Below are 24682 nucleotides of genomic sequence, written 5' to 3' on the forward strand. Positions count from 1 at the left end.
CTTTGTTCTCAATATTCATAATGGTACGGGAGTCACGGTCTACTAATTCCGCAACATAGGCTTGTGTCCATCCCTTTTCTTCTCTGGCTCGTTTGAGAGCCGCCCCGAGGCCGTGGAAGTCAAACCTTCTTTCATCTTGGTTCATTTTCATATCACCCTATATCATTCTACATTTCGGGTTGGATTATGAGAATGTAATGAAATTTTACATTAAGTAGTATTTTATTTCGTATCCGTGTAGGCTCTAACTTGTATTATTCGAGGCAGAGAACTATAATATATAGGGTTGAGCAAAACTCCGATTTGCTCATAAGGCTATACATTAAATAGTACTATCCAGCTCATTTGAGCTCTATATATTGTGACTCAACTTTGCAAAACGCGCGTTTTGCTCAACCCTAATAATATATCCTGTGGAGGTGCGAAATGGACTATATGACATTGAAAGAGGCTGCCGAAAAGTGGGGCGTGACCCCTCGACGGATAAACTATTATTGCGCCGGTGGCCGTATTCCCGGCGCTGTGAAGATGGCTACAATCTGGTTGATCCCGAAAGACGCGGAGAAACCTGTGGATATGAGGACAAAACAAGGAAAGGAATTAAAACATGAATAGAATATTGCTATTGGAGGATGATGTCAGTCTAATAGATGGCTTGGTCTACTCTTTGAAAAAGAATGAATTTGATGTTGAAGTTGCCCGTACAGTATGTGAAGCAAAACAATACTTATCCGAACTCGACCGATACGATTTATTGATTTTGGATGTTACTCTGCCAGATGGAACAGGATTTGACGTATGCGAAAGAGTAAGAAAAGAAAATCAGCAGATACCGATTATATTCCTGACTGCATCGGATGAAGAAGTCAGCATAATTCGTGGATTAGATAGCGGTGGGGACGATTATATCACCAAGCCTTTCAAACTGGGGGAATTGTGTTCCCGCATCCGGGCGCTGTTGCGTCGGGCCGGAGTTTCCAAAAGCGAAAAAAACACTTCTATGGAATGTGGCGACATTACCATTGATCTGTTGGGTAGCCGTGCAACCTTAAAGGGAAAAGCATTGGATTTGACAAGCGCCGAATATCGTTTGCTTTGTCTGCTGGTAAGAAACGCAAATCGCGTTGTGACAAGGGACATCATTCTAAATGAGCTGTGGGATGATACAGGAAATTTTGTTGATGATAATACCCTGTCCGTCTATGTACGGCGGCTTCGTGAAAAAGTGGAAACCAATCCGTCCCATCCAGAACACCTTATAACCATTCGTGGGTTCGGCTACCAATGGAAAGAGATGTCTATATGAGTTTGTACCAAGATAGACAGATTAAAGGGTTCCTGCTATTTTTGACTTTGTTTGCTCTGCTGTTTGTAGGTACAGCAACCGTTTTGACTATTTATCAGGTGAACGATGCGGAAGTCCTATGGCTCAAACATGATGAAGCGGTTTCATCCTCACTTTTGGAACAGGGTGTTCCGAAAGAAGTGGTTGCAGTTGCCTTTACGAACACAGACATCAGTGACGATGGTAGGTCATTATTAGCGGCTGCGGGTTTGGGAAAACAGTCAGAAAGCAGTATGCGGCCTTATTTCAATCAATTTCAGCGTTCCGCTTTCTGCACCATGCTATGCACTGTGCTATTTTTTCTCTTTGTGCTTGCCATAGGAATATTTATTTTTTTCTGGAAAAGGAAGCGATTGTATCAACAGGCCGACAAAATATTGCTAAATTACATCAACGGGGATTACTCTTGTCATTTACCGCAGAATTATGAGGGGGCTATCTACCAAGTGTTTTCTTCGATAGAACAGCTTGCAACTATGCTCCAATCCAAAAATGAAACAGAACGTAAAGCAAAAGAGTTTTTGAAAGACACCATATCCGATATATCTCACCAGCTCAAAACGCCTCTGGCAGCCCTCACTATGTATCAGGAGATCATTGAAAGTGAGCCAGAAAATGCAGAAACGGTCAAACAGTTTGCGGCGAAGATGGGTATTTCTCTAAAGCGTATGGAGCAGTTAATCTTATCCATGTTGAAGATAACCCGACTGGATACGGGAAACATCATTTTTGAGAAAAAAAGTTGCCGTGTGTCCGAGCTGATAGCTCATTCAGTCAATGACCTAACCACAAGGGCTAAAAGCGAAAGCAAGCAGATTCAGATAGATGGCGATGGTGAACAGCAGCTTATTTGTGACATGGAATGGACAGGTGAAGCGATTGGAAACATTGTAAAAAATGCACTGGATCACACGCAAGCTGGCGGTATTGTCCGTATTACATGGGAGCGCACTCCTGCTATGTTTCGGATTTTTATTTCTGATAATGGTAACGGCATAGTCCCGGAAGATATTTACCATATCTTTAAACGCTTTTATCGCAGCAAACATTCCCTTGATACACAAGGAATCGGGCTGGGGCTTCCCCTTGCCAAGTCCATTATTGAGGGTCAAAACGGTGTTATCTCCGTACAAAGTGAAGTCGGAAAAGGTACGCTGTTTACACTATCTTTCCTTACGGATCTGTAAGGTCAAATTCACCTGCTTGTAAGCTGTTTTTGCTATCCTTTTGAGAAAGGAGGTACTGATGACTATGGAAATATTGAAAGTACAAGATTTATGTAAAACTTATGGCAAGGGTGAGGCGAAAGTCGAAGCGTTGAAGAAGGTTTCCTTCTCCCTGGATAAAGGCGAATTTGCTGCCGTTGTGGGTGAATCCGGTTCTGGCAAAAGCACATTACTGAACTGTATTGGAGCTTTGGATACCCCTACTTCCGGCCACATTTGGATTGATGAACAAGACCTGTTTTCCATGAAAGAGGAACAGCGCACGATTTTCCGCCGTCGTAATATCGGCTTTATCTTCCAATCCTTTCAGTTGGTTTCCGAGCTGAATGTGGAGCAGAATATCATGTTTCCGCTTCTTTTGGACTATCGCAAACCAGACCCGGCAGCAGTAGAAGAAATTTTGGAACTCTTGGGACTTACCGAGCGTCGACATCACCTGCCGAGCCAACTATCCGGCGGACAGCAGCAGCGTGTTGCCATTGGCCGGGCGTTAATCACAAAGCCCAAACTGATTCTGGCAGATGAACCTACTGGCAATCTGGACAGCAAGAATAGTCAGGATGTTATCGCCCTGCTTACGCAGGCGTCCCGTCGCTATCAGCAAACAATCCTGATGATTACCCACAATAAGGATTTGACTGCATCCGTTGATCGGGTGTTCCGGGTATCAGATGGCGTTTTGACGGATTTGGGAGGAAAAACAAATGAAGCATTATCTTGACCTTGTTCCCATATCCGCAAAAATCCACAAGAAGCAAAGCAGAATGTCTATTTTCTGCATTGTGCTGGCGGTATTTCTGGTTACAACTATTTTTGGAATGGCAGATATGTTCATCCGCAGCCAGATTTTGCAGGCACAGCAGGAGTCTGGGAATTGGCATATTGCCATTAAGAATATCAGCAATGAAGAAGCAGCAATTATTGCTTCACGCCCTGATATTGAAGTATTTTCACCGTATGGCGTACTCAATTATCGTGGAGATTTAGGCTACACTTTGGGTGGAAAAGATGTAGCGATATGCGGTTGTGATGAAAGCTATATAACTGAAATCTGGACTGACCAACTTGAAGAAGGTGTTTTTCCACAGACAAGTAATGAAGCGTTGGTGACTGAAAATGCAAAGCAGATAATGGGTGTTGCGATTGGTGATTCCATTGCCGTAGAAACTCCTGATGGCGATAAACTGAATTTTACCATATCAGGATTTATGAATAATACTGCCTCGATCATGAGTGGCGACTCCTACGGCATCATTTTGAACACAGAGGATTACTGCGCGATTTATCCGAATGTATCAGACGGGGAGCCGAATGATTACGGCATTATGTTTTTTACTCAATTTGCAAACACAAGAAATATACAAGGGAAAATTGCAGATTTGAAAGAACAATGCAATTTATCGAATGAACAAATATCTTCCAACAACAATCTGCTTGGATTGCTTGGACAAAGCCGCGTTCCCTTTTTGTTACAGGTTTACTTGGCTGCGGCTGTATTGTTTGCACTGGTAATGTTAGCTGGTATTATGATGATTGCAAGCAGCCTGAACAGCAATGTAGCCCAGCGTACCGAATTTTTCGGCCTTATGCGCTGTATCGGTGCAACACCAAAACAGGTTATGCGCTTAGTACGGAAAGAGGCGCTTAGTTGGTGCCGTTTGGCAATCCCTGTGGGTATTTCCATCGGTATAGTTGTCATTTGGGTCTTATGTGCGATTTTGCGTTTCCTAAGTCCGGAATTTTTCAAAGCGATGCCTACATTCGGATTTAGCGTACCAAGTATTCTTGCAGGAATCGTTGTGGGCTTGGTAACGGTTTTGTTCGCTGCCTATTCTCCGGCAAAGAAAGCAGCAAAAGTATCTCCGTTGGCAGCGGTTTCCGGTAATGCAAACGACTTGGAGCCTGCAAGAAATGCTGCTAATACACAACTGCTTAAGATTGATACAGCACTTGGAATTTATCATGCAAAAGCAAATCGGAAAAATCTGTTTTTGATGACAAGCTCATTTGCTCTCAGTATTATCCTTTTCCTTTCATTCTCTGTAACAGTTGAGTTCATGCAGCATACCTTAACACCGCTCCAACCTTGGACAGCAGATTTATCTATCATAAGTCCTGATAACGCCTGTGCTATTGACAAAGCATTACTTGATGATCTAAAGGAAAATCCTGTTGTGGATTTAGCGTATGGAAGAAAATTTGCATACGAGGTTCCGTCTGTCACAAACGGTATTGAAAAAAAGATGGATTTAATCTCTTATGAGCAGTATCAATTTGATTGGGCAAAGGACTATTTATTAGAGGGTTCTCTGGAATCTGTGCAAACTGATTTAGGGACGGGCTTAATTGTTTATAATTCGCAGAACACAATACAAATAGGCGATACTGTATCGTTGAATACAAACGGACAAAGTAAAGAAATCCAAATCGTGGGAATGTTGTCCGACTGTCCGTTTTACAGTGCCGCCGGTGTTGGAACAATTATTTGTTCAGAGGATACATTTGAACAAATTACTGGCGAGTCGAAATATACGGTTATTGATGTGCAGTTAGTGAAAGGCACAACAGACGAAGATGTTTATGTGATCCGCCAAATGGTAGATTCCTCATTTACTTTCGCTGATGAACGCATGGGTAACAGCAGTACCATGGGAACTTACTATTGTTTTTGGCTGTTCATCTATGGATTCCTCGTCCTAATTGCAATGATTACAATTTTTAACATAATCAATAGTATTTCCATGAGTGTGTCTGCACGGTTGAAACAGTATGGCGCTTTCCGTGCCATCGGCGTTAGCATGGGACAGCTAAGTAAAATGATTGTTGCAGAAGCCTTCACCTATACCATAATCGGCGGTGTAGTTGGTACGGTGTTGGGACTGTTTTGTAACAAGCTATTGTTTGGAATGTTGATAAGTTATAGATGGGGGGATGCTTGGACTCCTCCATTACCAGAGGTAGCTGTTATTCTGTTGATTGTCATAAGCTCTGTAATTCTGGCTGTGCATGGGCCAATCAAGAGAATACGCAATATGTCCATTGTTGATACAATCAGCGCACAGTAATTCTACTTTTGAAGCGGGTGGCTTTAGAAGCCGCCCACTTTTGTCTTACAAATTCGTAAGTTGAAATTCACCTGTTTGTAAGCTGATTTTTTTATAATTAAGTTGATGAAAGAGAGGAAAAAATGAAAAAAATCCTTTCCACCAGAGTATTGGTGAAGATTTGTGTATTAACAACTATACTGCTGGTTTTGATAATCTATACTATATGGGGCAATTCAGCATTGATGGTAAGTATGGTTAATATCTCCAGCGATCGCATAGCATCTGCCTTTTCTAATTTTCGGATTGCACAAGTGTCCGACTTGCATAATGCTGAATTTGGAGAAAGCAATACAGAATTGATAGAATTGCTGTCTGAACACGAACCGGATATTATTGTGATAACTGGAGATTTAATCGATGCTGGACATACAGACATTGAGATTGCGTTTGATTTTGTAAAACAAGCTGTTCAAATAGCCCCTGTCTACTTTGTAACTGGAAACCACGAAGCTAACTTCTCACATTATGATCAATTCAAAACAGGGCTTGAAGCGTCTGGCGTAACTGTCCTTGAAGATGAAGCAATACAGTTAGTGCATAACAACGAAATGATTACCCTTATCGGGCTTTCTGATTCTGACTTTACGATTAAGGGCGATATGTTTAATGAAGCGCCAGCCATGGTCAACACAAAATTGAATAGCCTTATTGATGACGAAAACAGTTACACTATACTGCTATCACATCGGCCAGAGTTATTTGAAACCTATGTATGCTGTGGTGTTGATTTGGTTTTATGTGGTCATGCACACGGAGGGCAGTTTCGATTACCTTTTATTGGGGGGCTCGTTGCCCCCAATCAAGGGCTGTTTCCTAAATATGATTCCGGCCTTTATACAGACGGAAAGACAAATATGGTTGTTAGCCGTGGCCTTGGAAATAGTATTATTCCATTCCGATTTAATAATCGTCCAGAGGTCATATTAGTAGAAATTAACGTCAATAACGATACTCTAACCGAATATTGAAATTATCTGCCGGACGACGGTAAAGAAAAAAAGCCGTCGTAAAGCAGACACATTTCCATGCGCCTATGAAGCGGCGGCTTTGATTTTCAGAGCCGCCGTTTCTTTTCGTCTACCTTAAACCAACGACGACCTAATACCGTGTAAATCCACGGCGGCATATAAGGAGGATTGCCGCCGTGTCTATTTTTGTCTTTTTTCACAGTACCCATGATCTGCACCAGCTAAAAAAAGCGTAGCTCCCCCTCCGGGACAGTCTGGTTATGAATGTGAAATCAGACAATACATAAATGAATGTGTAATTTCATGCGTCCGTGTGGCTTCATGCCGCCCGGGCGCTTTTGTGTTCTTATGGGGCTGCTTCGGGTCAGGTTGGCCCGAAGTCATTCCCCGGTGCCGCTCCCCGCCGCCTTCGTTTCGGTCACTCGTCAACCAACAACCGAAACGGAGGTCAATATGGCTATTATCAATTTGCGGGACTATTACCCATTCTATACATCGGATTGCTTCATGGAAGTATCGGAAGAAGTTGCAGAAATGTTCAAAGAGTTTGATCGTAAAGAGGCTGCCTACCGGCTGCGTACATACCGCCACAAAGCCTACTATTCCCTTGATCGGGATGACGGGCTGGAGCATGAAGCTCTCTTTGTCGCCTTATCTCCCCATGAACTGTATGAGCGGAAAGTGACCATGCAGGAGCTTCATGCGGCGATTGCCAGTCTGCCGAACAAACAGGCAAAACGGATTTATGCTCATTTCATTCTCGGCATGACCAAACAGGACATTGCCCGGGCAGAGGGCGTCCATGAAAAAGTGGTTCGTGTCGCAATCGAGCGAGGTCTGCGGCGCTTAGAAAAAATTTTGAAAAATTCTTTGTAAGGCGTACCGATTTAGACCGGAAAATGAAATGGTTTATGAGAGGCAAAACACTTCGGATCACAATGACCCGAGGTTCAGACAAGCCTCATGCAGATTGAAAATTGAATAAAAAGACACCCGGATACGAAGGGGAACGCGCTGTGTGACAGACCCGCCATGACCTCGGATTTCAGAGAATACAGTCTTTGTAAAACTGAGCGAGCGAACAGGTCCATGCCATAGGTGGGGCAAGGCTGGCTCCACCGGAACAGGCGCAGGCCCCGGATACTTGCGTTTAGTCACAGTCCGAGCGTTGAAGCGGCCTTGCAAGCCGTGAGCCGTCGCAGGCAATGAGAACGCCTTGCCATCAGAATGGGGAGAGTTGAAATACTATGGGGCATGAAGCCTATGTCCGTCCGATGTGTCTGAAATGAAGTGAAAACCTATGGGGAGCCCCCGGTAATGCTGTCTGATGATAGGCCAACCGATCCGGCGTGGCTCCCCATCTTTTCAAAAAAGGAGCATTTTATGGGAAATGCGTTTGGAATGATCCCCGGCTTGGAACCGGACGAATGGAGCAATGACGCCTGCCGTGGTTATGTCATTATGGCAATGGAGGACTGCGGATTTTCAAAGAAAGATATACGGCATGTTGTGGGGCAGCTTTATGAAGTATTTGACCTCAACAGCGTGGAGGACGCCAAAGAAAAGTACCATTCCAGTCCTTACTGACCTCGGGTCACATCGACCCGAAGTGGAGAAAGCTCAAAGGGCGGCACCTGCTGGGTGCCGTCTTTTGACATTTCCCCACGGGACAAGTGGGAAAGGCAGGCATATACACGCACTTTCGCAAAGGAGGTTTTCAATGACGCAAGCTGTCACTTATGAACGAGAAACAAAGTCTGTCGCATTTCAAGGGAAGATCATTGTGCTGGAAAGCCTCACGCCGGTACTTCCCCCGAAGGAGAAAGCACAGCGCAAAAAAGAAATTGAGCGTTGTCTTTATGAGGTGTTCCGCAAATATGGGGACAGATTTCCCTAATTATTCGCAACATTGTTGTCCGGGGCTGCTGATGGTATAATATAGTTGTAAGGTTGGTAGCTCCATTCCAACAAGGAAAGGAGCCCAATATGGAATTTATCAGAGAAGATTGTATTTACGCAAGACAGTCAGTAGACCGCAAGGACAGCATCAGCATTGAAAGTCAGATCGACTTTTGCAAGTATGAATTGAAAGGTGGTAGCTGCCGGGTATTCAAGGACAAAGGCTATTCCGGTAAAAATACGGACAGGCCGGAGTTTCAAAAGCTGTTGGGCGAGATCCGCAAGGGAAAGGTCAGGCGGGTCATCGTGTATAAACTGGACCGTATAAGCCGCTCTATTCTGGACTTTGCAACGATGATGGAGCTGTTTCAAGAGTATGATGTGGAGTTTGTATCATCCACAGAAAAGTTTGATACTTCGACCCCGATGGGCCGGGCCATGCTGAATATCTGCATTGTATTCGCCCAGCTTGAACGGGAGACAATTCAGAAGCGTGTCACAGACGCCTACTATTCCCGGTGTCTGAAAGGTTTCCACATGAGCGGACAGGCACCATACGGTTATCAGTTAGAGCCTACTGTGGTAGAGGGTATCCGCACAAAGAAAATGGTTGCCGACCCCGTAGCTGCCGACCATGTTCGGCTGATGTTTGAAATGTACGCTGAACCGGAAACCTCCTTCGGAGATATTACCCGATACTTCGAGGAACATGACATAAAAATTTATGGCAAATCCATGTTCCGTACATTTCTTTCCCAGCTTTTAAGAAACCCCGTTTACGCACAGGCCGATTTGGAGCTGTACGAATTTTTCAAAAGCCAGGGCGCAGCGATTATCAATGACGCTTCTGACTTTGCCGGAACAAACGGCTGCTATCTTTATCAGGGACGGGATGTGAAGGAGGACAAGGACAGGTGCTTAAAAGACCAGATACTTGTTATCGCTCCCCACGAAGCACTCATTTCCTCTGACACATGGCTGAAATGCCGGAAAAAGCTCATGGCAAATACCACCTTCCAGCAGGGGCGGAAACCGAAAAATACTTGGTTGGCCGGAAAAATCAAATGCGGGCATTGTGGGTATGCGCTGAAAGCCACCCATGTACCAAACAGTACAGGCTATTTCCGCTGCACCAAACGGACGGAAAACAAAGGTTGTCCGGGCTGCGGGAAAATCCGCAAAGAAGAATTTGAGCAATTCATTTTCTCGGCCATGCAGGAGAAGTTCAAAGACTTTCAGATACTCCACGGCAGGGAGGAAAAAGTCAATCCGAAGCTGACCGCCTATCAAGTGGAGCTGGCACAGGTGGAGGCAGAAATTGAAAAGCTGCTGGATACGCTGACCGGAGCCAATGCGACCTTGCTTGCCTACGCCAACAAAAAAATTGAAGAACTGGACACCCGACGCCAGACCATTTCAAAGGCAATCGCCGAATTGAGCGTTGAAACCATATCTCCCCAGCAGATAAAGAAGTTATCCTATTATCTCGACAACTGGGACAGTATAGATTTTGACGACAAAAGAAAAGCCGCCGATGGTTTGATCTCTACGATCAAGGCCACCAGCGACCGTGTTCAGATAGAGTGGAAAATCTGACATTTCCGCTCTATCGCCCCTCATTTCTATTTTATCTTGTTTGTACCCCTTGTACACCGATGTTTTCGTGTCTTCATAAATATCAAAAACCTTGTCATTGGCAACCACTGACAACAGCAGTGCGATCAAAATCGGCTGCAAAAACAGAATCGCCAGTCTCGGAAGATCATTTTTCAGAAGTTCCATATAACGAAGGGTAAGGATCGGAAGCTGCCGGATCTGTACGGATTTTTTCTTTTTCCGTATCTCGTCGCCGCCTTTTTCCTGGATGTATTCTTCGTTCTGGGATGCCTGTCTGTATTTCTGCGCCCATGCCACAGGCTCCTCTGTGATCATATTGTAGATGTCTACCAGATTCTGCGTATTGAAGAAACGTTTGGCTTCTTCCGTAGTTCCGCAGAAGCAGAGCCTTCCGCCCTGTCCCATAAAAATAACCTTGTCGCAGAGTTCCAGGCTCTGTGTGGTGTGGGTAACCATGACGATTGTTTTTCCCTGTGTTTTGGAAAGGCGGCTTAAGGTAATCATCAGTTTCTGTTCTGTTCCCGGATCCAGGCCGGATGTAGGCTCGTCCAGGAAAAATACACTCGGATCAGCAAGCAGTTCCACGGCTATGCTGGCACGTTTTTTCTGTCCGCCGGAAAGCTTCCGGATCAGGGTGTTCTGATGCTGGATGAGTTCCACCATTCCCAGTACCTGATCGATTCTTTTGTTTTTTTCTGCTTTTGAGGTGTCGGAGGGCATTTTCAGGTCAGCGGTATAAGACAACATCCTACGCAGCGTCAGGTTTTCAAAAATAATGTCCTCCTGGGGAACGTAGCCGATAATGCTCTTCCACTCATTGAAATGGGGTTTGAGCTCCACTCCATTATATTTGATATTTCCTGCAAATTTTTTGTCAAAACCACTGATTGCGTTCATCAGTGTTGTTTTTCCTGCACCGGAACCTCCGATAATTGCCACAAAATCATTGCTTCCGATGTGGCAGCTTACCTGATCCAGTATTTTTTTGTTATTTTTTCCAACGTATTTGTTTACATCGGTGACATCAATATGGGTACCCTGTCTGGATGTCTTGTAGAATACATTTCCATCGGTGTACAGCAATGTACTGTTCAAGATGGTAATAACGTCTTTCTCATGGAGTACTGCTTTTCCGTTTACAACTTTTCCGTTGAGAAAAATTCCGTTGGAACTGTTATCCACAAGTACTGCCCTTTTTCCCTCTTTTATAATACAGGCATGTTTTCTTGATATGCAAGGATGGTTTAAGATGATGTCATTTCCGTCCCCACGTCCAATGGAAAGCCTGCCGGAAAGCAGAGGTGCTTTTCGCCATACGCCCTTTTCTGATACGTTTGTATACAGAATTACGATAGATTTGTCCGGCGTGCTCTGTCTGGACTGGACTCTTAAGATACTTCCGCTTTTCAGCTCATGGTATGTTGTATTTCCATGAAGATACTTCTGATATCCGTCTGTTTCCACAATGGTTCCATTGGTACTGTTCAGATCTGCAAACAGCACCCTGGGGCCCATAAATTTCAGTTTTCCATGTACATGAGAAATAATATTCGAACGAATGACGATATCACACTGTACGGGATCTGATCCCAGTATCAGACGGTCTTTTCCAAAAGATTCCAGAGGAACTTCCTGAATTTTTCCAAAATTATCAATGATAATGAGATATTTTTTCTGTTCCACACTTTTCTCCTTCTGTATCTCAGAGAAGCTGCAGAAGATTATCCCGGTCTCCCACGGCAATCCAGCTTCCTCTTTCCACGGTGCACATCACACCTTTCTGAAGAGGAACTGCTTCTCCATCTACATCATTATTTCTGAAAATACAGGTTGCCGTACTGGAAATGTCAACAATCCCGTAGTCATTACTTTCACTATTAAACCGGATCATACAGTGCACGTTATCCACTCCCGGTTCCGTCATAATCAGCGCACATCTGCGTACATCTCTTCCTACCAGGATTTCGGATTCTCCCATTTCGATCTCCATGTTCTTCATGTTTCCAAACATACATCGAAGAACCGGTTTCTGTTCTTCCTCATCCACGGTATCCTCCTCTTTCTGCTCCCGTAGCATCCGCACAACAGAAACAACAACAATTCCCGCAAACAGGGCCACGCAGATCCAGAACCCGGCACAGAAGGACTCTGCCACTGCCGTCCTGACTGTCTTTTCTATGTCCACATCCAGCACCTGTTTCAGAAGTCCGGAAACCTTGTATTCCGCTGTTACTGCTGCTATGCTGTGTGGAATAATCAGCAGGTAGTCCACAAACAGGCTTACAATTCCCAGAAGCGCAGATACTGCTGATACAACTTCCGAGGATGTTTTGTCAGAAAATCCAAAAACTGCCGAAATGACCGCAAAAACATAAGGGAGAAACAGAAATACTGCAAGTTTCCAGAATACTCCACCCCTGTCGATTCCCAGTTCTCCAAGAATATCCTGTGCACTGGATGTATGGGAGATCAGTTCACTTGGGGAAATTTTCAGATACTCTTCTGATATTCCCGCAAACTCCAGTATTTTGTCCAGAATCGGGATTTTTCCTGCCAGATTGATGTTTACATAATCAAAAAAAGCTGTAGCAATAATACATACACTTAAAACAGCGATTATTATACCCCAGCTTTTTTTCTGAATCTTTTGATTGTTCTCTTTCATACTTCCCGCGTCCTTACTTATATACAGATATTATGTAAAGATTATATCATCTGCATATCATAAAATCCAGACTTTTAAAGGCTACAATTCCCTGCCGTTTCTGCCGGAAAGTATGTCAATAATGCTTTTTCTATGATGTTTCTGTCAAAAATTCCCGATCTGTGACGTATATTCGTCAATGCGTTCCAGAAGCTCCTGATTGGAGTAATTTGTCTCCCTGCAGATATATGCACAGAGCATTTCTGCGGCAAACATTCCTGCCACATAGGAATTATAAAATTCACTGCTGTCGCCCCTGGCAGTCAGAACCACGTCTGCGAACTTGGCTGCTTCACAGGTAGGTTTGTCTGTCAGAAGGATGATGGAAGCTCCCTGCTTATGTACCATTTCTGCAGTGAGATACATCAGCCTGGAATATCTGGAATAGGTAATAAAAACAGCTGCGTCTCCCTTCTTAAGATCACTGGCAAAATCAAACATATTCTGACCGTGGCTTCCGTAATTGTACACATGGGGAAGGGTCTGTCTTAGGATGGTATTCAGAAATTCTCCCACACAGGTAGATCCTCTTGAGGAAAAAATATATTTCACATCACTGTTGATAAGAATACTGCTGGCCTTACGGTACTGCTCTTCCGTGTTGCTGGCGATGGTACTCTGAATATTGCTGAGAGTGTAGGCACATACGGTATCCTGTACCGTTGCCTTGTGCTCTTTTTTCTTAATTGCTTCAATACGCTCTGCAGGGATGAGAATTCCGGTATCCACGTCTCTGGACTGTTCTGCATAAGTTTCCCGCAGAAAGCTCTGAAAATCCGGATATCCGGTAAATCCCAGAGTTTTGGTAAGCCGGATCACGGAGGAATAGCTCACGTTCAGCTCTCCGGCCAGCTCTGTTGATGTCATAAAACAGCATTTCTGCAGATTCTCGAGAACATAATCTGCAACTTCTTTTTCCTTTGGTGTCAGCTGTGCTGAAATAATCAGATTCTGTAACTGATTTTCCATGAAAGATCCTCCCCGTCATCGTTATCGCTGGTAAAGCGTTTGGTTTTTTTATTTTATCACAGGCTTATGGAAAAGCGCCAAAAAGATATAAATATTTTTATATATATTTTCATGAATAAAATTATTTACTTTTCAGATACAGCGTGCTATACTCAGCTCATCAGATGAATAATATTATTCTTAAACGAAAGAGAAAAAATATTTATTTTCAAAGGAGTGGTAACAATGGCAGATAAAAAGTATAATCCTTACGACAATATGCTCTCTGTCCTGAAGCAGTCTGCAGAGGCTCTTGGTCTCAGCTACGAAGATTACGCAACACTTTGCTACCCGGAACGTGAACTTAAGGTTTCTATCCCGATCCGTATGGACGACGGTTCCATTAAGGTATTTGAAGGATACCGCGTTCAGCATTCCAGCGCACGTGGACCGTGCAAGGGTGGCATCCGTTACCATCAGAATTCCGACATGGACGAAGTAAAAGCTCTTGCAGCATGGATGTCCTTTAAATGTGCCGTTGTAAATATTCCTTACGGCGGTGCCAAAGGCGGTATCAAAGTTGATCCGTCCAAGCTTTCCAGAGCGGAGCTGATCCGTCTTACCCGTCGTTACACCACACGTATCCTTCCGATTATCGGACCGGATAAAGATATCCCAGCTCCGGATGTTAATACAAATGGTGAGGTTATGGCATGGATCATGGATACTTACAGCATGTTCACCGGCCATACTGTTCCAGGTGTTGTTACCGGAAAACCGATCGAGATCGGCGGCTCCGTAGGCCGTGTGGAAGCTACCGGACGTGGCGTTACCATCATCGCTTACCAGTGCATGGAAAAGAACAATATTGACCCTGCAAAAGCATCCATCGCTGTTCAGGGTATGGGAAATGTTGGCGGAACTGCCGCTGAGATTTTCTATAAGAATGGCCAGAAAGTTGTTGCTGTCAGTGATTATACCGGCGGTCTTTACTGCGAGGACGGACTTGATATTCCGGCAATCCGCAAATTTATTTCCGAAGGAAATACCCTCGATAAATACGAAGCAGAAGGTGTTTCCCACGTTACCAACGACGGCCTGATCACATGTAAATGCGACGTTCTGATCCCGGCTGCCCTGGAGAACCAAATCACAGAAGACAACGCAGGACGCATCCAGGCCAAACTCATTATCGAGGCAGCCAATGGACCGACTTCTGTTGAGGCAGATGAGATCCTGAACTCCAGAGGAATTATCGTATGCCCGGATATCCTTTCCAACGCAGGTGGTGTTGTTGTTTCCTACTTCGAGTGGGTACAGAACATCCAGAACCTTACCTGGGATCTTGATGAAGTCAACAAGATGCTTCAGAAGATCATGCTTACCGCATTTAACGAAGTTTATGCCCTCAGCCAGGAGAAAAACGTAACACTCCGTATGGCAGCATACATGGTTGCTATCAAGAGAATTACCACCGCAGGCAAACTCCGCGGCGGCCCGATCTCCATGGGCTGATAACCAGACTGTAAACCCAGACAGCCAAAGAATCCTTATCTTACACAAATATACAAAAAATCTCCGGCAGGATACCAGGAACCGTATCTGCCGGAGATTTTTGTTGTTTCTACTCTTTCATAAACTCCCGTATAATTTCCCTCATGATCTCTTCTTCCTCAGGAGAAAGCATCTTGCTGAAGTGACTTCCTGTTGCGGCTGTCTGGCGGATACTTCTGGTGATCTTATCCACAATCTCTTCCTGCAAAACGGGATCTGCTTTCTGGGGAACCGGAACTTCTTCCACCCAGGTCCGGACCTGTTCCACGTAGTCTGCAAGAGAAGCCATCACCAGTTCTTCTTTGTACGAAAAATCCAGTCCCTGACGGAGAAGCAGCAACGCCACAGGCACTGCCGCACCTATATAAAGATACAGCATAGGCAGGCCTTCTCTGTGTCCCAGTCTGCTGTTGAGAAAAACAGACAGTGCCAGAAGAAAGGTACAAAACAGGGACGGATACCATACAAAACGGTTCATTCTGTGCCAGAGCCTGTCCCTTGACTTCCACAGGTTCAGCCATTTCTCTTTCAGATTCTGTAATCGCTGTGTATTTCGAATCATTCTTCGGTAGGTAAGGTTCGTTGCCAGCATCCCCAAGCCGCCGATACATCCCATAGATGTCATGACGTAAAGGGGGATGTTCAGCTTCATGATCGTCTCCAGCATAAGCTCCTCCCTTTCCCTACGGTTTCACACAGTTTCCTGTGCAAACTCCTTTAGAAACAGTATACCTCTGAAAGAAAGGTCTGGAAAGAATTTTCGTTCGTCAAATGATTGCCCTGTTTTCGGTCTTTTTACATTTCCTGCAGTGCTTTGACTACATTTTCAAATTTCATGAAGTGGGAAGCTTTTACAAGGATGGTGTCTCCCTGTTTCACATAGGTGCTCAGGTTCTTAAGAAGGCTTTCCAGATTGTTTTCCTGAATAACAGTTAAGTCCGGATTGGTCTCAGATGCTTTTTTTGCAATGTGTGCCGCAAGCGGTCCCACACAGATGCAGGCATCAATCTTACAATGGCCTGCATGAACACCTACGCCCTCATGAAGTGCAACTTCGTCTGTTCCAAGTTCGCCCATATCTCCAAGGATGGCAACTCTTCTTCCAAGTCCGTCCTGAAGAACATCCAGAGAAGCTTTCATGGACATAGGATTTGCATTGTAGCAGTCATCTACGATCATGAACTTGTCAGTCTCGATCATATTGAATCTTCCACTGACCGGTTCCAGACTTTCGATACCGTTTTTGATCTGCTCTGCATTCAGTCCGTAAAGTCTTCCGATAGCTGCTGCCGCCAGTGCATTGGATACCATATGGCGTCCAGGCATTGGAATCTCCACGTGGAATTTCTGGAACTCTCCGTTCTCTGCCATTTTTCCCTTGAGACAGATATCGCAACTCATTCCTTTCAGTCCGCGGCTCTCCACATTTTCGCAGGTAACGGAAGCATTTTCTCCGTTTCCGAAAAATACCGGCTGGATGCCGTTGTATTCTTTTACAGTAGAGAGTTTGTCGTCATCGCCGTTGAGTACGATGTTTTTCTTCACATATTTAAAGATCTCTGTTTTTGCCTTCAGGACACCGTCTCTGTCCCCAAGATTTTCCAGGTGGCAGGTTCCGATGTTTGTGATCACGCAGGTGTCCGGTTTCGCGATTTTTGCAAGGCGGGTCATCTCACCGAAATCACTGATTCCCATTTCCAGAACTGCAATCTCGTCCTCATCACGGAGGCGGAATACAGTCAGCGGAAGTCCCAGCTCATTATTGAAATTTCCCTGGGTTTTCAGTGTGCGGTATTTCTCTTTCAGGACAGAAGCGATCACCTCTTTTGTGCTGGTTTTTCCAACACTTCCTGTAATTCCCACAACCGGAATCTCCAGCTGCTCCAGATAAAACTCCGCAATGTCTTTTACTGCCTGAAGAGAAGATTCTACCTGAATGTACGGATAATCCGCACCTTCAAGGACTCTCTCGGATAAAGTTGCAAGTGCGCCTGCTTCCATCACCTGGGGGATAAAGCGGTGAGCATCCACACGCTCTCCAACTACCGGAACAAAAAGACCGCCTTTTTCCACTTTACGGCTGTCTGTTGTGATGGCAGTTACTTCTTCCTGAAGTTTTTCCTGAGGTCCGTGATAAATGCCGTTACAGACTTTTGTGATATTTTCCAATGTAAGATTTTTCATGATAAAATCCTTTCTTTTGCCACAAACTCCTCCTGTTGTTCTGTCAACGGGAGGAGTTATGGTCAGATATTTTATTTTCTGTATTTCTTCAGAGAAATGCGGATCAGCTCTTCGCAGAGATCCGGATAGTCGATTCCCAGAACTTTTGCTTCCTGCGGAATCAGGCTGGTTGGTGTCATTCCCGGAAGTGTGTTTGCCTCCAGGCAGTACATATCGCCGTTTTCTTTCATCATGAAGTCAAAACGTGCGTAGCCTTCGATGCAGAGAGCTTTTGCACCAGCTTCTGCATAGTGCTGCATCTTCTCAGTCAGTTCCGGAGAAATTTCTGCCGGACAGGTCTCTACTGTGGAACCTGCCTGATATTTGTTCTTGTAATCGTAAAAGCCCTGCTTCGGTGCGATCTCGATGATCGGATACGCTTTTCCATCTACAACGGCAACGGAAAACTCACGGCCTTTGATGTATTCCTCAACAACAACTTCATCCTCATAAGAATAAGCACCGTCAATGGCATCCTCATATTCTTTCTGGTTGTTTACAATATAAACACCTACGCTGGAACCACCGCAGCATGTTTTTACAACAACCGGAAATTCCATGCCAAGATCCTGGATGTTTCTTGTACAGTTTTCTTTCAGCATGGAAACACCCTTCGGTGTAGGTACCTGATCCATGAGGAAAATCTTCTTAGTGAGGCCTTTATCCATAGCAAGGGCACTGCTTAAGTATCCGGTTCCTGTGTAACGGATTCCCAGAAGATCGAAGGTTGCCTGAACCTTTCCGTCCTCTCCGTTGGAACCGTGAAGTCCCATAAATACAATGTCTGCTGCCTGGCAGAGTTCCAGAACATTTGGTCCGAAAAAGCTTCTTCTTGTGCGTTTGATTTCTTCGATATCATCATCGAAACTTCTCATATACTCTGCTGCGGAATCTACCTCATAATCTTTATCTCCAAAAGGTTCATCCCAGTCCACCGGCTCCAGTCCGCAGAAAATATCTACAAGAATGGCATTATGACCTTTTTTGCGAAGTGCCTTGCAGACACCGGTTCCTGTTACGATGGAGATCTCTCTTTCTGTACTGGTTCCACCTGCCAATACAACGATATTCATACTTTCATCTCCCTTGATGATTTTGTGTTTTCTTTCTTCGTATTCTTTTAATATTTCTTTTAATTTCTTATTCATAAACTATGATCGGTACTCCTACACTAATATTATTATAAATGGTTGCCGCCTGATCTTTCGGGGTATTTACACAGCCATGGGAACCGTTTGTGATGTAGATCTGTCCGCCATACTGTGAACGCCAGCTTGCGTCATGGATTCCAACTCCGCCGGAAAACGGCATCCAGTATGTAACCGGTGACGCATATCCAGGTCCCTTAAGGACCGCCGGTGAACGCATGGCATCCAGGGCAAAACATCCGGTGGGTGTGGAATAGCCTTTTCGGACACAGCCGGTAACTACCGGTGTATCTACCAGAAGCTGTCCATCTTTATAAAATACCATTCTCTGGTTGGTCAGGTCAATCTCTACATAAGTATTTCCAATATCATTGGTGTCTCTGCAAAGTCCGCTGTATGCATATGCCGGCTGTCTCACTTCTGTAGTTCCCGCAAGAATGGCATTATAAAGCCATTCGGTTTCTGTGGTCTGGTCAATGGCCCAGCCGTAATCACCACCTTTGATGGTTTTCTGGCGGCCATCATACGTGGTAAATGTTCTGGTACAGCCAAAGGTATCATATTTATATCCCAGGCTGTTCACATAGGCCGCAATCTGATTTTTGTCTACTGTATAATCTCCGTTTGCATCTTTTGTCAGCCAGTCTTTGATGGTGTTACGGTCAAGCTGCTCGGACCGGTCTGAAAAATCGTAGGTGATCACACAACTGGTAAGCTTGTTCATCTGATCACAGTCTTTTTTCAGAGTGGCATCATCTTTGTATACAGACGGCTTTTTGTAGCAGTCTGTCTTTTCCAGGCTGACACTTTTATCTCCTGCGGAAATGGCTTTCCTGATCACTTTCTGGACTTTTTTTGTATCCAGGGTAGTTCCTTCTTTTTCCGGCTGGATTTCATAGGTTTCACCGTTGTCTCTGATACATGCGTCTTCCGGTTTTTCCATGTTGTCTTTCTGCATGCATTTCAGTTTTTTTACGGTTTCTGTCAATTTATTCTGGTCATTGTATTCGGTTTCTGTTTCCAGTGTATATTTTTTCTTCTGATTGAAAGCCAGGAACCATTTGTAGCGGTCCTGTTTTTTTATCAATTTCTTTGCCCCGTCACCTGGTTTATACACCAGTCCGGCTTCTTTTGCAGTGATGCTCTCTTTTCCGTTATTTCTTGTCTCTACGGTAAGAACATATGCCTGCACTTCTTTTGCCAGAAGATTCTCGGTTTCCTCTGCAGTCTTATAGGAACAGTTAAAACCGTTTACCTGAGAGCCTGGCAAAAAATGATCTGTAAAATAATGAACTCCGTACCCGTAAGCTGCAGCTGTAAGGATTAACAGAATTAGGATCAGTGCAAGAACTACTTTTCTGCCGGTTTTCATTTTTTCTTTTTCCTCATCCATGATATCACTCCGATAGTTATAACTGCCCGGTATTACGTACACTGAAATACCGGGCAGCCTGATGTAACAGATTTATTTCTCCAGAAGTTTTTCCACACTTACAAGCTTCACACAGAGAACAAATACCTCTGCTGCCTTGCCAAGTTCCTCAACGCTTGGATAGCTTGGTGCAATACGGATGTTGCTGTCTTTCGGGTCCTTTCCATATGGATAGGTTGCGCCGGCGCCAGTCATGACAACACCTGCTTCTTTTGCTTTGGCAACGATGGCTTTTGCACAGCCTTCCATTGCATCAAAGGAAATGAAATATCCGCCGTGAGGTTTGGTCCACTCACCGATTCCGAGACCGTCAAGTTCTTTATCCAGTGTTGCAAGAACAAGCTCAAATTTCGGACGAAGGATGTCTGCGTGTTTCTTCATATGCTCATGCAGTCCGTTGATATCCTTGAAGAAACGAACGTGACGGAGCTGGTTCAGCTTGTCGTGTCCGATGGTCTGTACAGTCATGTATTTGCGGAAGTCATCCAGGTTCGCCTTGGATGCAGCAACTGCTGCAATACCGGAACCAGGGAAGCTTACCTTGGAGGTAGAAGTAAATTTATAAACAATGTCCGGATTTCCTGCTTTTGCACACTCATCAAGGATCTCAAGAAGGAAATCCTGATTGTCATCATAGAGATGGTGGATGCTGTAAGCGTTATCCCAGTAAATACGGAAGTCCGGTGCTGCCGGTTTCAGATGTGCGAAACGTTTAACGGTCTCTTCGGAATAAGTGTAACCCTGCGGGTTGGAGTATTTCGGAACACACCAGATTCCCTTTACTGCCGGGTCTTCATTGACGTATTTCTCAACCATATCCATATCCGGGCCTTTCGGAGACATCGGAATGTTGATCATCTCAATACCGAAGAATTCTGTGATACGGAAGTGACGGTCATATCCAGGTACAGGACAGAGGAATTTTACCTTGTCAAGCTTGCACCATGGTGTATTTCCCATTACTCCATGGGAATAGGAACGTGCGATAGTATCGAACATTACGTTCAGGCTGGAGTTACCATAGATGATGATGTTCTCAGGCTCTACCTCAGACATCTCACCAAGAAGTCTCTTAGCTTCCGGGATTCCATCGATAACGCCATAGTTACGGCAGTCCACGCCGGTCTCACATTTCAGGTCTGCATCGCCCGCAAGTACTTCCATCATTTTCATGGAAAGATCAAGCTGATCCGGTGCCGGTTTACCACGGGACATGTCCAGTGCCAGGCCTTCTGCCTTGATCTCATCGAACTCACGGTCGAGTTCTTTCTTTAAATCGAGTAGCTCTTCCCTGCTCATCTCACAATATTTTTTCATAAGTTTACTTCTCCTCTTTTTGTGCACAGTTTCATATCTGCGGTTGCTGTGTTTCTTCTGTAAATCTCTCGTACATTTTAGTATGGAAAAGCGCTGTTGTCAAATCTTTCGTGGAAAATCCTGCACTTCTCTTGCATGGCTTCTGTTTTTCCTCTATACTGAAAAAAACATTACTATATAACTGTTATATAAATTTAGTATGAAAGAGGTATAAAACATCATGTGGATTGCAGATGGATGGAAAGAATATGAAGTCATTGATACATCAAAAGGAGAAAAGCTGGAGCGCTGGGGAGACTATCTTCTGGTTCGTCCGGATCCCCAGGTAATCTGGGACACTCCACGTAAGAACCGTGGCTGGAAGCATATGAACGGACATTATCACAGAAGCAGCCGTGGTGGCGGTGAGTGGGAGTTTTTTGATCTTCCGCATCAGTGGGAGATCCATTACAAAGATCTTACTTTTAACCTGAAACCTTTCAGTTTCAAACATACGGGACTTTTTCCGGAGCAGGCCGTAAACTGGGACTGGTTCGGTGAAAAAATCCGCAATGCTGGACGCCCGATTAAGGTCTTAAATCTTTTTGCCTATACAGGCGGTGCTACTCTGGCTGCTGCAGCGGCTGGTGCTTCCGTTACCCATGTGGATGCTTCCAAGGGTATGGTGACCTGGGCTAAAGAGAATGCGGCAGCTTCCGGCCTTTCCGGCGCACCGATCCGCTGGCTGGTGGATGACTGTGTGAAGTTTGTGGAGCGTGAGATCCGAAGAGGGAACCATTACGACGCCATCATTATGGACCCGCCTTCCTACGGCCGTGGACCTAAGGGTGAAATCTGGAAAATTGAGGATGCCATTCATCCGCTGATCAAACTCTGTACAAAGATCTTAAGCGATGATCCGCTGTTCTTCCTGGTAAATTCCTATACAACAGGGCTTGCACCTGCAGTGCTGACTTATATGCTGGCTACAGAGCTGAAGCCGTGGAAGGGAACCGTGGAATCACAGGAGATCGGACTTCCTGTAAAGGAGACCGGACTGGTACTGCCATGCGGAGCTTCCGGACGTTGGAGTTCTTCTCTTCACCCACATACCGACTTATAAAGAGGCATATTATTATCAACTGAAAAAGAGGCCTGCTTTACATGCAGACCTCTTTTTATGTAACAGAAATCAGGACTGGCCACTGTCTCCCATCTGGGCTTCAATAGCATTTCCAAGCCGGTTATAAATGGTGACCGCATCCTGTACATGAAGAGGGTTTCCTGTATTTCCTGCCGCACCGGCAGTTACCAGGATATATTCTCTTCCGTAAATTTCCGCAAAACTTGCCAGACAGAGGCCCGCTTCGCTGGTGTATCCGGTTTTTCCACCCAGAATCTTTCCTCCGGTTACCGAAGTATCGGATAAATTCTTGAACATTGTGCTGTAATAGGTAATTCCGCTGGGATGAATATTGGTAACTCCGGTAGAATGCCTCGGACTTTCAATGATTTCCCGAAATGTATCGTTTTTTAACGCATACTTCAGAAGCACCGCTATGTCTCTTACTGTGCTGTAGTGATCCGGATCATGAAGGCCTGTCGTATCACAGAAATGGGTTCCTTTCATGCCGAGCCTCTGTGCCTTTTTATTCATCATCTCCACAAATCCATCTCTGGAACCGCCTACGGTATCCGCCAGTGCGATACAGCACTCCGCACCGGAGGGCAGCATGGCACCATAAAGAAGATCAATGGCACGGACTGTTTCACCTGGCTGAAAACCGGCCTGTGTGGCGTCCTGCTCATAAAGTCCCGCAAACATTTCCTGTGTCAGTGTGATCTCCTCATCCAGATCATCCAGGTTCTCAAGCGCCACAATTACCGTCATAATCTTCGTCATGGAAGCAGGATAGATCTTCTCATCGCCCTTCATATTTCCGATGATCTTCCCGCCTTTTACCTGCATCAGCACTGCATAGGGACTGTTGATTCCACTCATTTCCAGTTTACGGACTACCGGCCTCTGCAGAGACTCCATCCAGTCTCCCACTCCCTTGTTCCAGCCGATAATTACCACAAGTGTCAGGATCACAATGGCCTCCACAATCAGACAGAGTGCCATTTTTATTCTGTTTATTTCTTTTTTTATTTTTTTCGCTTTGCGCTTTTTTGTTCTCAATTTATACTCCCTGTTCAGATAAATTCATCTGCCAATTTCCCTTTTGGAAAACATATCTGCGCTGTTTTCCCCATCTTTTTTATATTAACATAATCTGGAATTTCATCTGTAAACTATATATAGAAAAATTCCAATAATTCTCTAAATCTGTTTGTGCCTTATTGTAGAATTTTTGCTAAAAAAAATCAAGGTGTATAAATGTATAAAAAAATACCCTGTGCAGAGCCTCCTCTGTACAGGGTATTTAAAATTTATTACTGAGCTAATTTAATCGGGTTAAGCTTAACACCAGGTCCCATTGTCGGAGCGATTGTAACGCTCTTCAGATACTGACCTTTCAGTGTGCTAGGTCTAGCCTTTGTGATAGCTCCCATAAGCGTCTGGAAGTTGTCGCTTAACTGCTCCTCGGTAAAGGAAGCCTTTCCGATCGGAACATGGATGATGTTGGATTTGTCAAGACGATACTCGATCTTACCTGCTTTAATGTCGTTAACAGCTTTTGTTACGTCCATTGTTACAGTACCAGCTTTCGGGTTTGGCATTAAACCTTTCGGTCCAAGTACACGACCAAGACGACCTACAACGCCCATCATATCCGGTGTTGCAACTACAACGTCAAAGTCAAGCCATCCCTCGTTCTGGATCTTCGGAATGAGGTCCTCAGCTCCTACGAAGTCTGCTCCTGCTGCCTTTGCCTCTTCTGCCTTAGCATCTTTAGCAAATACAAGTACACGAACTTTTTTACCTGTTCCGTGTGGCAGAACAACTGCTCCACGGATCTGCTGATCTGCATGACGTCCATCGCAGCCTGTACGGATGTGAACTTCGATGGTCTCGTCGAACTTAGCTACAGCTGCTTTTTTAACAAGGCTGATAGCCTCTGGTGCATCATATAATGTTGCGCGGTCTACTGCTTTCGCAGCTTCCACATATTTCTTTCCTCGTTTCATTTCTATAACCTCCTGTGGTATTTGCGGGGAAAAGCCCTCCCACTTGAAAATTTCACTTTTTCTACGGGAACCCCGAACTTAAG

The 24682-nt window shown here is 44.7% G+C and carries 22 protein-coding genes and 1 pseudogene; 12 read left to right on the plus strand and 11 right to left on the minus strand.

All coding sequences use genetic code 11. From position 1 onward, the window contains the following. A partial coding sequence (locus G5B06_RS18885; RefSeq protein ID WP_244094522.1) for a helix-turn-helix transcriptional regulator occupies positions 1-151 on the minus strand: 151 nt, incomplete at its 3' end. 275 nt (positions 152-426) lie between these two features. Between G5B06_RS18885 and G5B06_RS02420 the strand changes: the two genes are divergently transcribed. The 10 genes from G5B06_RS02420 to G5B06_RS18890 all read left to right on the plus strand — a co-directional run bounded on the left by G5B06_RS02420 (position 427) and on the right by G5B06_RS18890 (position 10141). Further along, positions 427-615, plus strand: a complete 189-nt coding sequence (locus tag G5B06_RS02420; protein ID WP_012741668.1) for a helix-turn-helix domain-containing protein — start codon at positions 427-429, stop codon at positions 613-615. Beyond that, positions 608-1306: a response regulator transcription factor gene (locus tag G5B06_RS02425; RefSeq protein ID WP_173771227.1), complete on the plus strand. Its 699-nt coding sequence runs from the start codon at positions 608-610 to the stop codon at positions 1304-1306. Before G5B06_RS02420 ends, G5B06_RS02425 begins: the two co-directional genes overlap by 8 nt. Then, the gene (locus G5B06_RS02430) at positions 1303-2532 is read left to right on the plus strand and encodes a sensor histidine kinase (RefSeq protein WP_155175846.1); all 1230 of its coding nucleotides are present in this window, start codon (positions 1303-1305) and stop codon (positions 2530-2532) included. The genes G5B06_RS02425 and G5B06_RS02430 overlap by 4 nt, the downstream gene beginning before the upstream one ends. A gap of 64 nt (positions 2533-2596) precedes the next feature. Further along, positions 2597-3292, plus strand: a complete 696-nt coding sequence (locus tag G5B06_RS02435; protein ID WP_041254460.1) for an ABC transporter ATP-binding protein — start codon at positions 2597-2599, stop codon at positions 3290-3292. Then, positions 3276-5636: an ABC transporter permease gene (locus G5B06_RS02440; RefSeq protein ID WP_173771229.1), complete on the plus strand. Its 2361-nt coding sequence runs from the start codon at positions 3276-3278 to the stop codon at positions 5634-5636. Before G5B06_RS02435 ends, G5B06_RS02440 begins: the two co-directional genes overlap by 17 nt. Before the next feature lie 122 nt (positions 5637-5758). Continuing rightward, complete coding sequence (locus tag G5B06_RS02445; RefSeq protein WP_173771231.1) at positions 5759-6646, plus strand: metallophosphoesterase; 888 nt, start codon at positions 5759-5761, stop codon at positions 6644-6646. Between the two features lie 453 nt (positions 6647-7099). Next, on the plus strand, positions 7100-7522 hold the full coding sequence (locus G5B06_RS02450) for an RNA polymerase sigma factor (protein ID WP_154259463.1): 423 nt from the start codon (positions 7100-7102) through the stop codon (positions 7520-7522). A gap of 507 nt (positions 7523-8029) precedes the next feature. After that, positions 8030-8233, plus strand: a complete 204-nt coding sequence (locus G5B06_RS02455; RefSeq protein ID WP_119224249.1) for a hypothetical protein — start codon at positions 8030-8032, stop codon at positions 8231-8233. Positions 8234-8366: 133 nt separating this feature from the next. Then, positions 8367-8543, plus strand: coding sequence for a hypothetical protein (locus G5B06_RS02460; protein WP_165483719.1), 177 nt, complete (start codon positions 8367-8369; stop codon positions 8541-8543). Between the two features lie 89 nt (positions 8544-8632). Further along, complete coding sequence (locus G5B06_RS18890; RefSeq protein WP_238134525.1) at positions 8633-10141, plus strand: recombinase family protein; 1509 nt, start codon at positions 8633-8635, stop codon at positions 10139-10141. A gap of 567 nt (positions 10142-10708) precedes the next feature. On the opposite strand, the pseudogene G5B06_RS18895 reads toward G5B06_RS18890, so the two are convergent. The 3 genes and pseudogenes from G5B06_RS18895 to G5B06_RS02475 form a co-directional block, all read right to left on the minus strand. Then, positions 10709-11845 (minus strand): annotated as a pseudogene (locus G5B06_RS18895) (FHA domain-containing protein); the annotation flags it as partial. A 19-nt stretch (positions 11846-11864) separates the two neighbouring features. After that, entirely contained in the window at positions 11865-12827 is a 963-nt protein-coding gene (locus tag G5B06_RS02470; RefSeq protein WP_173762066.1) for an FHA domain-containing protein, read from the minus strand. A 144-nt stretch (positions 12828-12971) separates the two neighbouring features. After that, on the minus strand, positions 12972-13835 hold the full coding sequence (locus G5B06_RS02475; protein WP_173762065.1) for a MurR/RpiR family transcriptional regulator: 864 nt from the start codon (positions 13833-13835) through the stop codon (positions 12972-12974). A 225-nt stretch (positions 13836-14060) separates the two neighbouring features. Between G5B06_RS02475 and G5B06_RS02480 the strand changes: the two genes are divergently transcribed. Next, positions 14061-15329 carry a Glu/Leu/Phe/Val family dehydrogenase gene (locus G5B06_RS02480; protein WP_148445422.1) on the plus strand — a complete coding sequence of 423 codons (1269 nt, stop codon included), beginning with the start codon at positions 14061-14063 and terminating at the stop codon, positions 15327-15329. A gap of 109 nt (positions 15330-15438) precedes the next feature. Here G5B06_RS02480 and G5B06_RS02485 read toward each other — a convergent pair whose 3' ends face one another. From G5B06_RS02485 to G5B06_RS02505, 5 genes are all read right to left on the minus strand, one after another. Further along, a complete protein-coding gene (locus G5B06_RS02485) occupies positions 15439-16035 on the minus strand; it encodes a hypothetical protein (RefSeq protein ID WP_148445425.1) in 597 nt (198 codons plus the stop codon). Positions 16036-16163: 128 nt separating this feature from the next. Then, complete coding sequence (locus G5B06_RS02490) at positions 16164-17552, minus strand: UDP-N-acetylmuramoyl-tripeptide--D-alanyl-D-alanine ligase (RefSeq protein WP_148445428.1); 1389 nt, start codon at positions 17550-17552, stop codon at positions 16164-16166. A gap of 71 nt (positions 17553-17623) precedes the next feature. Next, complete coding sequence (locus tag G5B06_RS02495) at positions 17624-18664, minus strand: D-alanine--D-alanine ligase family protein (protein WP_148445825.1); 1041 nt, start codon at positions 18662-18664, stop codon at positions 17624-17626. A 67-nt stretch (positions 18665-18731) separates the two neighbouring features. After that, the gene (locus G5B06_RS02500) at positions 18732-20132 is read right to left on the minus strand and encodes a L,D-transpeptidase family protein (RefSeq protein ID WP_173762064.1); all 1401 of its coding nucleotides are present in this window, start codon (positions 20130-20132) and stop codon (positions 18732-18734) included. Between the two features lie 72 nt (positions 20133-20204). Further along, positions 20205-21488 (minus strand): aminotransferase, encoded by a 1284-nt coding sequence (locus G5B06_RS02505; RefSeq protein ID WP_173762063.1) that lies wholly within the window; start codon positions 21486-21488, stop codon positions 20205-20207. A 220-nt stretch (positions 21489-21708) separates the two neighbouring features. Here G5B06_RS02505 and G5B06_RS02510 point away from each other — a divergent pair, with 220 nt between their 5' ends. Continuing rightward, positions 21709-22590 carry a class I SAM-dependent methyltransferase gene (locus tag G5B06_RS02510; RefSeq protein WP_148445438.1) on the plus strand — a complete coding sequence of 294 codons (882 nt, stop codon included), beginning with the start codon at positions 21709-21711 and terminating at the stop codon, positions 22588-22590. Positions 22591-22659: 69 nt separating this feature from the next. Here the strand turns inward: G5B06_RS02510 and G5B06_RS02515 are convergent, their stop codons facing one another. Next, the gene (locus G5B06_RS02515) at positions 22660-23649 is read right to left on the minus strand and encodes a D-alanyl-D-alanine carboxypeptidase family protein (RefSeq protein ID WP_330384889.1); all 990 of its coding nucleotides are present in this window, start codon (positions 23647-23649) and stop codon (positions 22660-22662) included. A gap of 254 nt (positions 23650-23903) precedes the next feature. Beyond that, entirely contained in the window at positions 23904-24599 is a 696-nt protein-coding gene (gene rplA, locus G5B06_RS02520) for a 50S ribosomal protein L1 (protein ID WP_015525334.1), read from the minus strand. Between the last annotated feature and the right edge of the window lie 83 nt (positions 24600-24682).

Source organism: Blautia luti, from assembly GCF_013304735.1.
Classification (GTDB): domain Bacteria; phylum Bacillota; class Clostridia; order Lachnospirales; family Lachnospiraceae; genus Blautia_A.

What these genes read in the sequence shown, in the direction of transcription:
- G5B06_RS02420 (WP_012741668.1), top strand. Translation starts at nt 427, where the DNA reads ATGGACTATATGACATTGAAAGAGGCTGCCGAAAAGTGGGGCGTGACC.
- G5B06_RS02425 (WP_173771227.1), top strand. Translation starts at nt 608, where the DNA reads ATGAATAGAATATTGCTATTGGAGGATGATGTCAGTCTAATAGATGGC.
- G5B06_RS02430 (WP_155175846.1), top strand. Translation starts at nt 1,303, where the DNA reads ATGAGTTTGTACCAAGATAGACAGATTAAAGGGTTCCTGCTATTTTTG.
- G5B06_RS02435 (WP_041254460.1), top strand. Translation starts at nt 2,597, where the DNA reads ATGGAAATATTGAAAGTACAAGATTTATGTAAAACTTATGGCAAGGGT.
- G5B06_RS02440 (WP_173771229.1), top strand. Translation starts at nt 3,276, where the DNA reads ATGAAGCATTATCTTGACCTTGTTCCCATATCCGCAAAAATCCACAAG.
- G5B06_RS02445 (WP_173771231.1), top strand. Translation starts at nt 5,759, where the DNA reads ATGAAAAAAATCCTTTCCACCAGAGTATTGGTGAAGATTTGTGTATTA.
- G5B06_RS02450 (WP_154259463.1), top strand. Translation starts at nt 7,100, where the DNA reads ATGGCTATTATCAATTTGCGGGACTATTACCCATTCTATACATCGGAT.
- G5B06_RS02455 (WP_119224249.1), top strand. Translation starts at nt 8,030, where the DNA reads ATGGGAAATGCGTTTGGAATGATCCCCGGCTTGGAACCGGACGAATGG.
- G5B06_RS02460 (WP_165483719.1), top strand. Translation starts at nt 8,367, where the DNA reads ATGACGCAAGCTGTCACTTATGAACGAGAAACAAAGTCTGTCGCATTT.
- G5B06_RS18890 (WP_238134525.1), top strand. Translation starts at nt 8,633, where the DNA reads ATGGAATTTATCAGAGAAGATTGTATTTACGCAAGACAGTCAGTAGAC.
- G5B06_RS02470 (WP_173762066.1), bottom strand. Translation starts at nt 12,827, where the DNA reads ATGAAAGAGAACAATCAAAAGATTCAGAAAAAAAGCTGGGGTATAATA.
- G5B06_RS02475 (WP_173762065.1), bottom strand. Translation starts at nt 13,835, where the DNA reads ATGGAAAATCAGTTACAGAATCTGATTATTTCAGCACAGCTGACACCA.
- G5B06_RS02480 (WP_148445422.1), top strand. Translation starts at nt 14,061, where the DNA reads ATGGCAGATAAAAAGTATAATCCTTACGACAATATGCTCTCTGTCCTG.
- G5B06_RS02485 (WP_148445425.1), bottom strand. Translation starts at nt 16,035, where the DNA reads ATGCTGGAGACGATCATGAAGCTGAACATCCCCCTTTACGTCATGACA.
- G5B06_RS02490 (WP_148445428.1), bottom strand. Translation starts at nt 17,552, where the DNA reads ATGAAAAATCTTACATTGGAAAATATCACAAAAGTCTGTAACGGCATT.
- G5B06_RS02495 (WP_148445825.1), bottom strand. Translation starts at nt 18,664, where the DNA reads ATGAATATCGTTGTATTGGCAGGTGGAACCAGTACAGAAAGAGAGATC.
- G5B06_RS02500 (WP_173762064.1), bottom strand. Translation starts at nt 20,132, where the DNA reads ATGGATGAGGAAAAAGAAAAAATGAAAACCGGCAGAAAAGTAGTTCTT.
- G5B06_RS02505 (WP_173762063.1), bottom strand. Translation starts at nt 21,488, where the DNA reads ATGAAAAAATATTGTGAGATGAGCAGGGAAGAGCTACTCGATTTAAAG.
- G5B06_RS02510 (WP_148445438.1), top strand. Translation starts at nt 21,709, where the DNA reads ATGTGGATTGCAGATGGATGGAAAGAATATGAAGTCATTGATACATCA.
- rplA (WP_015525334.1), bottom strand. Translation starts at nt 24,599, where the DNA reads ATGAAACGAGGAAAGAAATATGTGGAAGCTGCGAAAGCAGTAGACCGC.